The sequence below is a fragment of the Caballeronia glathei genome (assembly GCF_000698595.1).
Taxonomy (GTDB): Bacteria; Pseudomonadota; Gammaproteobacteria; order Burkholderiales; family Burkholderiaceae; genus Caballeronia; species Caballeronia glathei.
The window spans coordinates 108,222-122,400 of record NZ_JFHC01000010.1; the positions used below are offsets into that span (position 1 = coordinate 108,222).

The window sequence follows — 14,179 nt, forward strand, 5'->3', positions numbered from 1 at the left end:
GCGTAAACCACAACCCGAGCGCCAGCGGCATGCGCGTGCAAAGAAAGTGACTGCCGCCCCGCACAGGGGCGAAGCCAATAGACCAAGAACAAAGCAAGTTTCACAGAAGCCGAAGCGCATCAAACGGCGCAAACCACAAACCCGAGCGCCAGCGGCAAAACTCCGGCAAGTACTGACCCCCGACCAACCAAACCACGCCCAAGCAAAAAAAGAGAACAAAGCAAAAAAGCCCAGCCGCTCAGGCACAGAATTTCGACAGTAACCCCAGTTGCGCATTGCGCATGGCCCTGCCGGGCCGCCGGCGCCGATAATGTCCGTCGCTCTGCATGAGCCACGCCGACTGGTTGTCGCCGAGAAACACCGACAAACCCTCCGCGATCACGCGGCGCTTCAATCGCCGGTCCCTGATCGGAAACGCGACTTCCACGCGGCGAAAGAAGTTGCGGTCCATCCAGTCCGCACTCGACAAGTACACATTCTCCTTGCCCGCCGCGTAAAAATAGAAGATCCGGTGATGCTCCAGAAAACGCCCGACAATCGAGCGCACCGTGATGTTCTCCGACAGATCCTCGACCCCCGGCTTGAGCGAGCACACGCCGCGCACGATCAGATCGATCTTCACGCCCGCCTGCGACGCCTCGTAAAGCGCGCTGATCACGGTCGGCTCGAGCAGCGCGTTCATCTTCGCGACGATGCGCGCCTTCCTGCCGGCGCGCGCCTCGTCGGCTTCGGCGCGAATCGCGTCGATGAGCCTCGGGTGCAGCGTGAACGGCGACTGCCAGATCTGATGCAGCCCGATCTCGCCGCCGATGCCGGTCAGTTGCTGAAACACGTGATGCACGTCCTCGCAGAGTTCCTGGTCGGCGGTCATCATGCCGAAGTCGGTGTAAAGACGCGCCGTGCGCGGATGATAGTTGCCCGTGCCGAGATGCACGTAACGCTTGAGCATCATCTTGCCGTCCTGCGAGACGCGCCGCACGATCAGCATCATCTTCGCGTGGCACTTGTGGCCCACCACCCCGTACACCACGTGCGCGCCGACCGCTTCCAGCTGCGCCGCCCAGTTGATGTTCGTCTCCTCGTCGAAGCGCGCGAGCAGTTCCACCACCACCGTCACTTCCTTGCCGTTGCGCGCGGCCTGCATCAGCGCGTCCATCAGCGGCGAATCGGTGCCGGTGCGGTAGATGGTCTGCTTGATCGCGACGACCTGCGGGTCCTTCGCCGCCTGCAGCAGCAGTTCGAGCACCGGCTGGAAGCTCTCGTACGGATGGTGCAGCAGGATGTCGCCCTGATCGATCGCATCGAAAAGATTCGATGCATTCGCGATTTCCTTCGGCACGGACGGAATATGCGGGACGAACTTGAGATCCGGCCGGTCGACCATCTCGGGCAACTGCATCAGGCGCACCAGATTGACCGGCCCGTTCACGCGATAGCAGTCGCGCTCGTTCAGCTGGCTTTCGTCGAGCAGCCGCCGGATCATGTGCGGCGGCGTATCGGCCGATACCTCCAGCCGCACCGCGTTGCCGAGGTGCCGCGCCGGCAGTTCGCCCTGAAGCGCGACGCGCAGGTTGGTGATTTCGTCCTCGTCGACGAACAGTTCGCTGTTGCGCGTGATGCGGAACTGGTTGCAGCTTCGCACGTTCAGGTGCGGGAACAGTTCGTCGACGAAGTGCTGCATCAGCGAGCTGAGCAGCACGAAACCGTGCGGATAACCCGAGAGCGCCTCCGGCATGCGCACGAGGCGCGGCAGCGCGCGCGGCGCCTGCACGATGCCCATCACCGCCTGGCGGCCGAACGCGTCCTTGCCCTCGAGCTCGACGACGAAGTTCAGGCTCTTGTTGAGCACGCGCGGAAACGGATGCGCGGGGTCGAGCCCGATCGGCGTGAGCACCGGCAGCAGTTCGTTGTAGAAGTATTCGCGCGCCCAGGCGGTCTGCTGCTCGCTCCACGCTTCGACGCCGTGAAAATAGATGCCTTCGCTCTCGAGCGCGGGCAGCACGATGTCGTGAAGCATCGCGTACTGCTGGCGCACGAGCCGGTGCGCCCGCTCGACAACGAGATCGTAGACGTGCTGCAGCGACATGCCGTCGGGCGAGAGCGAGCCCGGGTTGTCGCGCATCTGCTCCTGCAGGCCCGCCATGCGGACTTCGAAAAACTCGTCGAGATTGCTGCTCGTGATGCAGATGAAGCGAAGGCGTTCGAGCAGGGGAACGGACGTGTCGGCGGCCTGCGCCAGCACGCGTTCGTTGAAACCAAGAATGCCCAGTTCGCGATTGAGTAGCGGGTGGCGTATGGACATCAGCAGGGGAAATGGAGGGTCGGTCGAAAGGGCGACGGAACCTTCGGATAATCTCACAGTAAGATTAATGTTTTGTGACAGTCGCAGTGTCACAAATTCTACGCGGAAAGGGAATAGCGTCGCTTGAGCGGGGCGCCCGGCGCCGCGCATGGATTAGAATTGGTGCGGCGCCGCGGCGCGCTCCCGCTGTGCGCTCTTTTCCCCCATGAATTCTGGATACCCGATGGTCACTCAACCGCACCTTCTTGCCGCCGTAGACCTCGGATCGAACAGCTTCCGGCTCATCGTCGGACGCGTCGAGGAAACGACGGCTGGTAGCCAGATCTATCAGGTCGATGCGCTGCGCGAGCCCGTGCGGCTTGCAGCCGGCCTCTCCCGCGACAAATATCTCGACCGCGCGTCGCAACTGCGCGGCTGGGATGCGCTCAAGCGCTTCGGCGAACGGTTGCGCGATTTTCACCCGGACCACGTGCGCGCGGTCGCGACCAATACGCTGCGCGTCGCGAAGAATGCAGACGAATTTCTCGCCGAGGCGCAGGCCGCGCTCGGCTTTCCGATCGAAGTGATCGCGGGCCGCGAGGAAGCGCGGCTCATCTATGCGGGCGCCGCGCACTCGGTGCCGGCGAGCGCGGGCAAGCGTCTCGTCGTGGACATCGGCGGCGGCTCGACGGAGTTCATCATCGGCGCGCACTACACGCCGATCCACATGGAAAGCCTCTACATCGGCTGCGTGAGCCACAGCAGGCAGTTCTTCGCGGCGGGCAACGTCGACGAATACACGATGCGCCAGGCCGAACTCGCCGCCAAGCGCGAAATCCAGATCATCTCCAGCGAGTACAAGGAGACGGGCTGGGATCAGGCGATCGGGTCCTCTGGCACGGCGCGCGCGCTCGCCGAACTCGTCGAGGCGAACGGCTTCAACGATCCGCACGTCACGCACGGCATTTCGCGCGGCGGGCTGGAGCGCCTGAAGCGCGCGCTGATCAAGGCGGAGAACGTGAACCGGCTGAAGCTCGTCGCGCTGAAGCCGGACCGGGTGCCGGTGCTCGCGGGCGGGCTGTCGATCATGCTCGGCGTGTTCGAGGAGCTCGGCATCGATTACGTCGACACGACCGACGGCGCGCTGCGGCTCGGCGTGCTCTACGACCTGCTTGGCCGTTCGCAGCATCAGGACATGCGCACGGTGACGGTGGAAGGTTTCAAGCGGCGCTACGGCGTCGACGCGGCCCAGTCCGAGCGCATCGGGGAGCTGGCGATCAGCTTCTACGACCAGTTCAACGAACCCGACGACGAACGCCGCGAGGAAAACCGCATGTTCCTCGCGTGGGCGGCGGCGCTGCACGAGATCGGCCTGTCGATCGCGCACAGCGCGTACCACAAGCATTCGGCCTACATCACGAGCCACGCCGACATGCCGGGTTTCTCACGCACCGATCAGGCGCGGCTCGCGGCGCTCGTGCTTGGCCACGCGGGCAAGCTCGGCAAGCTCGCCCATGCACGCGACATCGACTGGACGCTGCTTTTCTGCCTGCGCCTCGCGGCGCTCCTGTGTCGCCGGCGCGCCGATGCGCACCTGCCGGCGATCGAGGTGGAGCAGGCGGGCGGCGGCTTCGACGTGCGTCTGCCGAACGAATGGGTCGTGAACAATCCGCTCACCGACTACAGCCTCGTTCAGGAAGCGGCTGAATGGGAGAAGATCGGGCGGCGCTACCGGGTGGTCTATACCGGGGTTTGAGGCGGCGAATACCAGCATCTCTGTAACGCTGGTCTTTAGCTGCACAGAACGAAAGGCCCGGCGCCGTGAAGGCGCCGGGCCTTTTTCGATACACGCGCCGCCGCAGGGCTCAGCGCGCGTCGCCCATGAAGTGACGTGCGTAGCGCGCGTTGATATCCGACAGGCGAAAGAGCGTGAGGAAATCCGCCGTGTTGAAGTCGGGGTCCCATGCGGGCGCGCCGCAGATCTTCGCGCCGAGCCGCAAGTAGCCCTTCACGAGCGGCGGCGGGCTCACTTCGATACCCGTGCGCAGTTCATCCACCGGCAGCGGCGTGTGGGCAAACGCGCGGTATTCGGGGGCCGTCAGCGCATCGGCGCGCAGCGAATCGTAGAGGTTCGCCGCGAAGTGTCCGCCGTCGCTCATGCCGACGCTCGCGCAGCCGATCATCGTTTCGTAGCCGTTCTGCATCATGTACGCGGCGAGCCCGCCCCACAGCGACATGATCACCGCGCCGTTGCGGTAGTCGGGATGCACGCACGTGCGGCCCACCTCGACGAGCTTCGGCCGCAGATGCGTGAGACGCGAGACGTCGAATTCGCTTTCCGCATAGAGGCGCCCGATGCGCGCGGCCTGATGCGGCGGCAGCACGCGATAGGTGCCGACCACTTTCAGCGTGTCGAGGTCGCGCACGAGCAGGTGGTCGCAATAGGCGTCGAAGGCGTCGACGTCGAGGCCCGCGGGGCCCGTGAGACGCGCGCCCATTTCTTCGGAAAACACGCGATAGCGCAGGCGTTGGGCCTCGCGAAGGGCGTCGTCGGAGCGAGCCCAGGCAACCTGCAGCCGATGCTGTCCCGTGACGGCGACAGCAGCGCGCGGCAGTCGGCGGCGCGAGTCGGGCGCAGGCGATGCGAGCGCTCCGAACGGCAAGGCAGGCGTCGGCGAATCTTGCATTGGCGTTCCTCGATAGGACGTGGCTAGGTCCTCGCCAATGTAGTAACCGGCCATTACGAATGCATGGCATGCGGATGACGTTTCCATGAATCGCCACACGCTGGCCGTGCAGGTCCTCGCAAGTGTGTCCGGTGCCTAGAGCAGGTCGGGGCTCGTGACCGCGCGCAGCACGAGCTGCCCGTCGCCCGCGCGCGGGCGCTGCTGGAACCACCAGACGCCCGCCTTCTTGATCGACCACTCCGCTTCGCTCCCCGTGAAGAGCAGGGCGGCGACGCGGCCGAGCGTCGGCTGATGGCCGACCACGATCACGGTTTGCGCGATCCCGTCGGGCCAGCCCGCGGCCTCGAGCACGGCCTGCGCGCTGCCGCCCGGCGCGAGTGACTCGACGGCGCGATACCGGTCGCCGAACGCCTCGGCGGTCTGGATCGTGCGCGTCGCGGGACTGGCGAGAAACACGGCGTCCTCGTCGATGCGGCTTCGCAGCCATTTCGCCATGGCCTGCGCCTGCTTGCGGCCGCGCGGCGTGAGCTGGCGCACGAGATCGCTCGCGGCCTGGTCTTCGGCTTCAGCGTGACGCCATAGAATGAGATTCATCGATTGTCTCCGTCGCTTGATTTATCCGCTGGTTGCATTGCGCGTTCGTGTCTTGCGCCTCTTTCGTCTCTTTCGACACCGAAACGCGGCCCGCGTGCCGCAAGCACGCCATGTCGGAAAGCGTTGGGGTATCAAGTATCGGCGACGCTTTTCATTGCACGCAGGTCGGGAAAACGCTAGAATCTGCGGCTTGTCGGAGCGTAGCGCAGCCTGGTAGCGCATCTGATTTGGGATCAGAGGGTCGAAGGTTCGAATCCTTTCGCTCCGACCACGATACAAGAAGGGGTTACAAGCCGAGGCTTGTAACCCCTTTGTCGTTTTTAGCGGCTTGCCGATTTTTGCCTTTGTTCGCCGACGTGTTTTTCGCCGACGCCTTTTGGGTCCTTTATGCCGCGTATCGCTTTTGCCGTTGCTCTTTCGCTCTTGCTTGCCGCATGCGCCGATTCGTCCAGCCAGAAACATCCGCCACCGCAGGATCCGCCGGACTACAAGGGCGTGCCCACCGACACGCGGCCGCCCTCCATGCTGATCGCGCCCTCCGCGCCGCAATGACGGGCGCGGTGCGCGGCGTATAATCGGCGCATGACCACGCCCGCCACCGGTTCCACCGCTTCACACGCCCACGCAGACCAGCAAGGCGGATCGCCCGCCGAGGCGCTGCAAGCCGCCGTCGCGATGGCCGACCAGTACTGCCGCGAGCGCGGCCAGAAACTCACGCCGATTCGCCGCACGGTGCTGGAACTGCTGCTTGCATCGGGGCGCGCAACGAAGGCTTACACGCTGCTCGACGAAATGCGCGCGATGCATCCGAACGCGTCGCCGCCCACGGTCTACCGCGCGCTCGATTTCCTGCTGTCGGCCGGCCTGATTCATCGCATCGAGTCGATCAACGCCTTCACGGTTTGCCACGATCTCACGCATTGCCAGCATGGTGTGCTCGTCGTGTGCCAGCGGTGCGGGCGTGTCACCGAATTGCCGCAGCAAAAGCAGCTGCGCCAGAGCCTCGTGATGCAGGTCGAGGCGAGCGGCTATCGGCTCGCCGGCGACGACATCGAACTGAAGGGCATCTGTCCCGCGTGCCAGGCGGCCGAAGATCCGGCTGCCCACCAGCACGATCACGACCACGCGCCGCACTAGCGCCGTAGCGGGGTCCGCAAGCAAAAAACGCAGCCACGGCTGCGTTTTTTGTCAGGATTGCCGCGCGGATGACCCAGGCAGAAATGGCGAAGCCCCGACGCGGGCACACCGGGGCTTCTGACCCGCGTGGACTGTTCGCGCAGAGAAAACACGGGCTGAAATGATTCTATGGCGCCGCCATGCGCCATGTTGTATGCGCTTGTATCGGACCGTAACGCATTGCGACAGCGTTCCGGATGGAGCCCCAGGAAAATCCGGCGATCCGGCACGTAATTATTTCTCCGCATTGACAAAAATTGCGTGTGTCATGCGAATTTTTTGCTGCGCAGGTATCATCGGACGATCCGTCGATCTTGCTGCGATCATGAACTGGCTGTGGATTTTCGTTGCGCTTTGTCCGCTTGCATTCGCGCTGCTCATCGCGTTCGCGGCGCATATCGATCCGTTGTCCGGACGATGGCGAGCCCCATCGGCCGGGGCGAGGCGGGCAATGCGCCCGTCCGGAAGCTCCCTCGCTTCAGCGCTGCCTCATTGCTTGCAGCGGATCACCATCGACCGGTTCTTGATGTTCGCGCCGAAGATGCCGCCCACCGAGCCCCCCGCCGTCGCACCGCTGTCCGCATCCTTCGACACCACGTCGTAGCCGTACGCCCCGCACGTCTCGCCTGCCTTTTTGTAACACTCTGCCCAGCTCGTGCTCGCGTCGCCGCCGCTGCAATTGATGGCGAACCCGGTTTCCCCGGAAGGCAGGTAGGTGAGCGTCGCCGTATTGGCGCAGCCGCCGAGCGCGGCGACAGTGGCTAGGGCCGCAATGACCGCGGCTCCGTTCATCATTTTCATCAAATCTTTCCTCGTTGCTTCAGATTGAGCCTAGCGCGGCGGAAGGTAGCGCGACGGATCGGTCGAGCGCCCGAGATAGCGCAGCTCGAAGTGCAGCATCACGCGATTCGAGTCGGTATCGCCCATTTCGGCGATTTCCTGCCCCTGCGCGACGGTCTGGCCTTCCTTGACCAGGAGCGCGCGGTTGTGCGCATAAGCCGTCAGATATTCAGAATCGTGCTTCACGATCAGCATGTTGCCGTAGCCGCGCAGTCCGTTGCCCGCGTACACGACCGTTCCGCCCGCCGCCGCGACGATCTTCGTGCCCGGCACGTTCGCGATGTCGATGCCCTTCGACGTCTTGCCGTCGAAGCCGCGAATCACGCTGCCGTCTGCCGGCCAGATGAGCGACACGGCTGGCGCCCGCGCGGGCGGCGTGTCGGGAGCGGCATCGCGGCTCGGGGCGGGCGCGCTGCGCGAGGGCGCGGCGGCGGCCGTCGCGGTGCCCGCGGGCGGCGCGACCCGCAGCACCTGGCCGACCTCGATCGAATCGGCATTCGACAGACCGTTCCAGCGCGTGATGTTCTGCACGGACGTGCGGTTCGCCCGCGCGATCTTCGATACCGTATCGCCCCGTTCCACGCGGTAGAAACCCGGCCCGACCGGAGCCGAGCCGCATGCGGCGAGCACTGCGGCCATCGAGACGCAGATGAGCCGTCGAATTCTTGTTGACAACATTGAACCTCGCGAAGCGCCGCTGCGCGCGACGTGCACGACGTGCATACGGTGCGTACGGAGCGCGGCAGACCAAAACGTCCGATTTTAACGTCTCGGGCAAGCCGGGCGCGAAAAGTGGCCCGGCGACGCTCCCGCGGCTGCGTGCGAAATCAGTCGGGCGTCGACACGACAAGGCGCAGCGACGCGGCTTCCGTCTTGCCCGGGGCGAGCCAGCGCAGGCCGCGCCCGTTGTGGATTGCGTCGGGCAGGCCGATCCAGGGCTCGACGCAGTAGAAATCGGAGGTATCGCTTTCCGTCCACGTGGTAATGGCATACCAGGGCACCGAATCCGGCTGGTGCAGCTCGAAGCTCACCGCGCGCCCGAGCCCGGGCGTGACGAGCCGCACCGGCTGATCGGCCGGTCGGGTGAAGCAATGAAACCGGTCGACGATCGCGGGATCGGCGAGCGAATAGTGCGATGCGCCCGGCTGCGCCTCGCTGATCGATCCGTCTTCCAGCTGATGGCGGCGCTCCGTGCGCGGCAGTTCCACCCGGCTTGCGGCGCGCTGCTCGTGCGGCAGGTGAAAGTAGAAGTGATGGCCCGCGTAGTAGGGCAGCGCGACTTCGCCGGGATTCGACGTCGTCAGTTCGACTTCGAGCGTGTTCGCATCGATGAGCCGGTAGGCCGCCTCGAAGCGAAACGCGAACGGATAGCCGGAGCGGGTCGCGTCGCTGTCCACGAGCGTCATGCGCAGCCCGTGGCCGTCGGCGTCCTTCGTGCACGTGAACGGCAGATTGCGGGCGAAACCGTGCGTGGGAAGCGTGTGGACCACGCCGTCGGGGTCGCGCCACTTGCCGATCTCGCCGTCGACGAAATGCCGCCCGAGAAACGGAAACAGCAGCGGATTGCCGCCGCGGATCTTCGCGGCCTGCGACCAGTCGGGCGACGCGGGCCAGTGAATCACCTGTTCGCCGCCGACGCGCCAAGTCATGAGGCGCCCGCCCGCGTGCGGGGCGAGCGAGATCGTGGCGCCGTCGCGCGCGAGGTCGATGATGCCTTGCTCTGAGGACATGGTGTGGCGCACTCCGTTGGACGTTGGACGCGGGTTTGCAGACTTGCACGCAGTGTTCCAGACCCGCAGATTCTGCCTCGCTTTTTCCTACGGGGAAACCCTTTGCGGGAAATTGCGACTGACGGGCGAGGGCATTCGTGTGTTTTTATGAAGCCAATGTTGGAAACCAGACGGACAAGGAGTGAAGAATGGATCTCGCGATGACGATGGGACTGGCGATGTTTGGTCTTTTTGGCGCGAGCACGGCCATATTTCTTTATAAACTTGTCTCCTGATTATCAGCCTTTCACGATGCGCTGATACTCGATCCTTTCGGATCGCCTTTCTAATAATTACGATAATATTTATTTTCTCCGACGATTCGCTGTCGGCTGATTTTGCCCATTTTTAACGCTTGGCGATGCCATTTACGATCGGCATAATCGGTGCCGCTTGCGCGCCGTGCCGTTCCGCTATTTCTTCATACTTGTGTTCGCCGTTTGATCATTTCGCCCGCCCGCTTGCCGGGGCCGATGACCCATCAAGCGGCTGACCAGAATCGCACGACGCGTCCTTAATCCGCAACGAAAAAGGATCGACGCGTGACTTTGTGGTTTCTGGTTTTCCTCAGCGTGCTCCAGGGCGTGACCGAACTGTTCCCGGTCAGCAGTCTCGGCCATACGCTTCTCGTCCCCGGTCTGATCGGGATGCACATCGACAAGCACGCACCGCAATTACTGCCCTTTCTCGTCGCGTTGCATCTCGGCACTGCGTTCGCGCTGCTCTGGTATTTCCGCAAGCGCTGGATCGAGCTGATCGGCGGCTGGTTCGCGTCGCTCGGCGGGCGTCGCAACGAGCACGGCCACATGATGTGGGCACTCATCATCGGCACGATTCCGACGGGCATCGTGGGCCTGCTGCTCGAAAAACGCATCGAGCAGATTTTTCACGACCTGCGGATCGTCGCCGCCGCGCTGATGGTGAACGGCCTGCTGCTGTGGTTCGGCGACCGGCTGCAGCGCTCGCGTGCGGTTCGCGCGCCGGAGAAGCTCACGTTCCGGCAGGCGTTCCTGGTCGGCCTCGCGCAGATCGGCGCGCTCGTTCCCGGCTTTTCGCGCAGCGGCCTCACGATGATCGCGGGCGTGGGCGCGGGGCTCACGGCGGAGAAGGCCGCCGAGTTCTCGTTCCTGCTCGGCACGCCGATCATCTTCGCGGCGGGCGTGCTGGAATTGCCGAAACTCTTTCATGCATCGGGCCAGCTCGCCGACGCGCTGCTCGGCGGCGTGCTCACGGGTATCGCCGCGTATCTGAGCGTGCGCTTCCTGATGCACTATTTCGAAGGGCGCGGGCGGCTCGCTTCGTTCGGCGTCTATTGCGTGCTCGCGGGCGCGGTCTGCCTCGGCTGGTTCATGCTGCATCCGCAGCCGGTCTGAGGGCACACGATGCATGGCGGCGCGCTCGCGCCTTCGTGATGAAGCCCGCGAGCCGTCGATGAGGTAAAATCCTCGCTCTCTTGCGACGCGGCAGTAGCTCAGCTGGATAGAGCATCGGCCTTCTAAGCCGAGGGGCGGGGGTTCGAGTCCCTCCTGCCGTGCCAGAGATATTCCAAAACATCACACGCGGCGCGTTCGCGCCAGCGCTTCCTCCCGCACGCTCCCACCGCCTCGCATCGCCTGCTCGTAGCCTCGCGGCGCGAACACGGCCGTCAGTCCGATCATCGCGACGAGGCTCGCGGCGAGCATCGACCATGAAACCGTGAAGCCGCCGCTCGCATCCCGCACGATGCCCGCGACGATCGGCGCCGCCGCGGCGATCACGAAGCCCACGCCCTGCACGAACGCGACGAGCCGCGCGGCGAGCGCCGGGTCGTCGGTGTGATCGAGCGTCAGGACGAGCGTCAGCGAAAACACGCCCCCCAGCCCTGCGCCGAGGAGCGCGACGACGACGAGCGGCGCGGCGGTGGGCGCCGCGAGCAGCCCGGCGAAGCCGGTCAGCTGCGCGACGAGCCCGGCCGCGAGCCACGGACGCCGGTCGCGAAAACATCCGGCCGCCATCGGCAGCAACAGCGCGGACGCAGCCTGGAACACCGTCATGATCGCGAGGAGCGCGCCGCTCGCCGTCACGCTGCGGCCGAGCTGCTGATAGTAGGCGGGCAGCCACGCGACGAGGCACGTATACCCGCCGTTCACAAGGCCGAAATAGATGCCGAGCGTCCACGCGCGCCGGTTCAGAAAGAGTGTCGGCGTGTGGCCGGCGGACCGTGCGGCCGGTGCCCTGCGCGCGGCGGCGGCGCGCATCAGGAGCGCCCACAGGGCGAGTGCGGCGGCCGCGGGCAGCGCCCACACCGCGAGCCCCGCGCGCCACGAAAAGAGTGTCGCGACGCCCGGCGTGAGGCTCGCGCCGAGTCCGCCGCCCGCCATGATCGACGCGGAGTAGAGGCCCATCGCGGACGGCAGGCGCGCCGCGAAGCGCGTTTTCATCACGCCCGGCAAGAGCGCCTGGATCACGGCGACGCCGACGCCCGCCATCGCCGCGCTCGCGATCAGCGCGCTCCCCGAATCGATGAAAAGCCGCGCCGCGCACGCGAGCACGATGCCGGCGAGGCCGAGCGCCACGCCGCGCGCGTTGCCGATCACGCGGGCAAGCGCGCTCGCGCCGAACGCGCACACGCCCATCGCGACGACGGGCAGGCCGGTGAGGAGCGACGCATTCTGAAACGAAAGTCCTGTCGACGCGAGAATCACGCCGGTCAGCGGACTGATCGAGGTGAGCAGAGGCCGCAGATTGAGGCCGATGGCGACGATGACGGCGAGCCACGCAAGTTCGGAGCGCTGCGCCCTCATCGTGCGAAATCCGCTGCGATGATCGTGCCGTTCGCCATCACGAGGCGGCGCGGCGGCCGTGAAGCGACCGCATGCGCGACGGTCTCGGCGTCGACGAGCACCAGGTCGGCGCGCGCGCCGGGCACGAGGCCGTAGCCCGCAAAACCGCAGCCGCGCGCCGCCTCCGTGCTCACGCACGCGAAGGCGGCGGCGAGATCGTCGTCGCGTCGCAGGTCGTAGCGCATCGCGATCAGCATCGCGCGTTCGAGCATGTCCGGCGAGCCGAAGGGCGTCCACGCGTCGCGTACGCCGTCGTTGCCGCTGAACAGCGTGATGCCGGCCGCGCGCGCCGCATGAAAGGGCGGCACGGGCGTCGAGGCCGGCGCCGTGGTGAGCAGCGCGACGCCCGCGCGCGCGATCCGTTCGAGAAGCGCGTCGCGCTCGCGCTCGGGCAGCGCGCCGAGGCAGAACGCATGGCTCACGACGACGCGGCCCGCCAGGCCCTCTGCCTCCACACGATCGAGGAGCAGGCCGAGCGTGAACGCGCCGAGCGCGCCGGGCTCGTGCAGGTGGATGTCGATCGGCTTCTGGTGCTTCGTCGCGAGCGCGAACGTGAGGTCGAGCGAGGCGGCCGGGTCACCGTCGATGGCGGCGGGATCGAGCGCGCCGAGCACGTCGGCGCCGAGCGCGAGCGCGGCGTCGAGCAGCTCGCGCGTGCCCGCCCGCCCGAGTACGCCCGACTGCGGAAACGCGACGATCTGCATGTCCAGCACGTCGCTCAGTGCGTCGCGCGTCGCCATGACGCCTTCGAGATGGCGCAGGCCCGCGTCGGTATCGATATCGACGTGCGTGCGCAGGCGTGTCGTGCCCGCGCGCAGGAAGGCGAGCGCGAGCGCGCGCGAGGCCCGCGCCGCATCGTGCCCGCTCGCCGCGCGCCAGCGCCGCTCGTTCTCGATGCGATCGACGAGCCGCGCGCCCACTTCGTTGCGATACCAGGGCATGCTCCACGTGGTCTTGTCGAGATGCGTGTGGCCTTCGACGAAGCCCGGCAGCAGCAGCGCGCCTTCGCCGTCGATCAGCGTTTCGCCGGGCCCGGGCGCGCTCGCGTGCCGGTGCGCTCCGATGGCGGCGATCGTGCCGTCGACGATCCGCACGTCGGCCGGCGCCGCGCCGAACGGACGCACATTGGTGATCAGGACAGTCGGTTTCATATGATCAAAGCCTCGTTCTTGGTTGACCATTTTATGATGATTTGGTCAACCATCAGCGAGAGACTACCGCAGTCGCTACAATGTGGAGCATCCAAATAGTGCTTATAGCAACGGCGTCGCGTTCATGGCCCCCCGCACAAAACCCCCGCTCGAAGAACCTCCCGTAGACGAACGCGTCCACGCCGCGATCACGTCCGCGTTGTTGCAGGGCAAGCTCGCGCCGGGCGCGCAGCTCGTCGAGCGCGACCTCGCGGCCGCGTTCGGCTGCACGCGGGGCACGATCCGCAAGGTGCTGACGCGGCTCGGCTTCGAGGGAAAAGTGACGCTCGCGGCGAATCGCGGGGCGTTCGTGCCGTCACCGTCCGCGCACGACATCCGCGAGGTGTACCGGGCGCGCCAGCTGATCGAGGCGGGCGTGGTCGTGGCCCTGTGCGGCTCGCTGACGGTGCAGCAGAAGCGCCGCCTGCGCGCGCACGTGAAGAGCGAGGAGCGGGCGCTGAAGGAAGGCAGTGTCGAGGATTGCGTGCGGCTCGCCGGGCAGTTTCATCTGCTGCTCGTGGAGCTGGCCGGCGCGGCCGAATTGCAGGCGTTCTTCGCGCAGCTCGTCGCGAAGACGGAGCTGTACAAGGCGCTTTTCGATCCGTCGAAGGGGTCGAACTGCGCCTCCGACGAGCACAGCCGGCTCATCGAGGCGCTGGAGGCGGCGGACCTCGACGCGGCGCTCGCGGCCATGCGCGAGCACCTTGCCGAACTGGAAGACCGGGTGCTCGCGCGGGCGGATGCGAAGGGCGGCACCGATCTCGTCGCGCTTTTCGGCGGCGCGTGAGCGGCGACCAGCGACAAGCGACCAGCGACCAGA

At 65.9% G+C, this 14,179-nt stretch carries 12 protein-coding genes and 2 tRNA genes; 6 read left to right on the forward strand and 8 right to left on the reverse strand.

Annotated elements, in window-relative coordinates:
* Positions 1-238: 238 nt before the first annotated feature.
* A complete protein-coding gene (gene ppk1, locus BG61_RS09705; protein ID WP_035925301.1) occupies positions 239-2,302 on the reverse strand; it encodes a polyphosphate kinase 1 in 2,064 nt (687 codons plus the stop codon).
* 223 nt (positions 2,303-2,525) lie between these two features.
* On the opposite strand from ppk1, the gene ppx reads away from it, so the two are divergent.
* A complete protein-coding gene (gene ppx, locus BG61_RS09710; RefSeq protein ID WP_035925298.1) occupies positions 2,526-4,037 on the forward strand; it encodes an exopolyphosphatase in 1,512 nt (503 codons plus the stop codon).
* Positions 4,038-4,146: 109 nt separating this feature from the next.
* Here ppx and BG61_RS09715 read toward each other — a convergent pair whose 3' ends face one another.
* Both BG61_RS09715 and BG61_RS09720 read right to left on the reverse strand, forming a co-directional pair.
* Positions 4,147-4,968 (reverse strand): GNAT family N-acetyltransferase, encoded by an 822-nt coding sequence (locus BG61_RS09715; RefSeq protein ID WP_035925297.1) that lies wholly within the window; start codon positions 4,966-4,968, stop codon positions 4,147-4,149.
* A 135-nt stretch (positions 4,969-5,103) separates the two neighbouring features.
* Positions 5,104-5,562 carry a SixA phosphatase family protein gene (locus tag BG61_RS09720; RefSeq protein ID WP_035925294.1) on the reverse strand — a complete coding sequence of 153 codons (459 nt, stop codon included), beginning with the start codon at positions 5,560-5,562 and terminating at the stop codon, positions 5,104-5,106.
* Between the two features lie 194 nt (positions 5,563-5,756).
* Here BG61_RS09720 and BG61_RS09725 point away from each other — a divergent pair.
* Positions 5,757-5,833: transfer RNA gene (locus BG61_RS09725), tRNA-Pro, on the forward strand.
* A 311-nt stretch (positions 5,834-6,144) separates the two neighbouring features.
* Complete coding sequence (locus tag BG61_RS09730) at positions 6,145-6,699, forward strand: Fur family transcriptional regulator (protein WP_035925292.1); 555 nt, start codon at positions 6,145-6,147, stop codon at positions 6,697-6,699.
* Between the two features lie 528 nt (positions 6,700-7,227).
* Here the strand turns inward: BG61_RS09730 and BG61_RS09735 are convergent.
* The 3 genes from BG61_RS09735 to BG61_RS09745 form a co-directional block, all read right to left on the reverse strand.
* On the reverse strand, positions 7,228-7,530 hold the full coding sequence (locus BG61_RS09735) for a hypothetical protein (RefSeq protein WP_129572033.1): 303 nt from the start codon (positions 7,528-7,530) through the stop codon (positions 7,228-7,230).
* Between the two features lie 39 nt (positions 7,531-7,569).
* Entirely contained in the window at positions 7,570-8,256 is a 687-nt protein-coding gene (locus BG61_RS09740) for a peptidoglycan DD-metalloendopeptidase family protein (RefSeq protein WP_075584142.1), read from the reverse strand.
* A 149-nt stretch (positions 8,257-8,405) separates the two neighbouring features.
* Entirely contained in the window at positions 8,406-9,308 is a 903-nt protein-coding gene (locus tag BG61_RS09745; RefSeq protein ID WP_035925285.1) for an aldose epimerase family protein, read from the reverse strand.
* Between the two features lie 581 nt (positions 9,309-9,889).
* Between BG61_RS09745 and BG61_RS09750 the strand changes: the two genes are divergently transcribed.
* Both BG61_RS09750 and BG61_RS09755 read left to right on the forward strand, forming a co-directional pair.
* Positions 9,890-10,720, forward strand: a complete 831-nt coding sequence (locus BG61_RS09750) for an undecaprenyl-diphosphate phosphatase (RefSeq protein WP_035925283.1) — start codon at positions 9,890-9,892, stop codon at positions 10,718-10,720.
* Positions 10,721-10,807: 87 nt separating this feature from the next.
* A tRNA-Arg gene (locus tag BG61_RS09755) sits at positions 10,808-10,884 on the forward strand.
* 16 nt (positions 10,885-10,900) lie between these two features.
* Here BG61_RS09755 and BG61_RS09760 read toward each other — a convergent pair.
* Positions 10,901-12,130, reverse strand: a complete 1,230-nt coding sequence (locus BG61_RS09760) for a cyanate transporter (RefSeq protein ID WP_051672394.1) — start codon at positions 12,128-12,130, stop codon at positions 10,901-10,903.
* Positions 12,127-13,320, reverse strand: coding sequence for an amidohydrolase family protein (locus tag BG61_RS09765; RefSeq protein ID WP_035925280.1), 1,194 nt, complete (start codon positions 13,318-13,320; stop codon positions 12,127-12,129). Before BG61_RS09765 ends, BG61_RS09760 begins: the two co-directional genes overlap by 4 nt.
* Positions 13,321-13,444: 124 nt before the next feature.
* Between BG61_RS09765 and BG61_RS09770 the strand changes: the two genes are divergently transcribed.
* Complete coding sequence (locus tag BG61_RS09770; protein ID WP_035925277.1) at positions 13,445-14,146, forward strand: GntR family transcriptional regulator; 702 nt, start codon at positions 13,445-13,447, stop codon at positions 14,144-14,146.
* Positions 14,147-14,179: the final 33 nt, after the last annotated feature.

What these genes read in the sequence shown, in the direction of transcription:
- ppk1 (WP_035925301.1), bottom strand. Translation starts at nt 2,302, where the DNA reads ATGTCCATACGCCACCCGCTACTCAATCGCGAACTGGGCATTCTTGGT.
- ppx (WP_035925298.1), top strand. Translation starts at nt 2,526, where the DNA reads ATGGTCACTCAACCGCACCTTCTTGCCGCCGTAGACCTCGGATCGAAC.
- BG61_RS09715 (WP_035925297.1), bottom strand. Translation starts at nt 4,968, where the DNA reads ATGCAAGATTCGCCGACGCCTGCCTTGCCGTTCGGAGCGCTCGCATCG.
- BG61_RS09720 (WP_035925294.1), bottom strand. Translation starts at nt 5,562, where the DNA reads ATGAATCTCATTCTATGGCGTCACGCTGAAGCCGAAGACCAGGCCGCG.
- BG61_RS09730 (WP_035925292.1), top strand. Translation starts at nt 6,145, where the DNA reads ATGACCACGCCCGCCACCGGTTCCACCGCTTCACACGCCCACGCAGAC.
- BG61_RS09735 (WP_129572033.1), bottom strand. Translation starts at nt 7,530, where the DNA reads ATGAACGGAGCCGCGGTCATTGCGGCCCTAGCCACTGTCGCCGCGCTC.
- BG61_RS09740 (WP_075584142.1), bottom strand. Translation starts at nt 8,256, where the DNA reads ATGTTGTCAACAAGAATTCGACGGCTCATCTGCGTCTCGATGGCCGCA.
- BG61_RS09745 (WP_035925285.1), bottom strand. Translation starts at nt 9,308, where the DNA reads ATGTCCTCAGAGCAAGGCATCATCGACCTCGCGCGCGACGGCGCCACG.
- BG61_RS09760 (WP_051672394.1), bottom strand. Translation starts at nt 12,130, where the DNA reads ATGAGGGCGCAGCGCTCCGAACTTGCGTGGCTCGCCGTCATCGTCGCC.
- BG61_RS09765 (WP_035925280.1), bottom strand. Translation starts at nt 13,320, where the DNA reads ATGAAACCGACTGTCCTGATCACCAATGTGCGTCCGTTCGGCGCGGCG.
- BG61_RS09770 (WP_035925277.1), top strand. Translation starts at nt 13,445, where the DNA reads ATGGCCCCCCGCACAAAACCCCCGCTCGAAGAACCTCCCGTAGACGAA.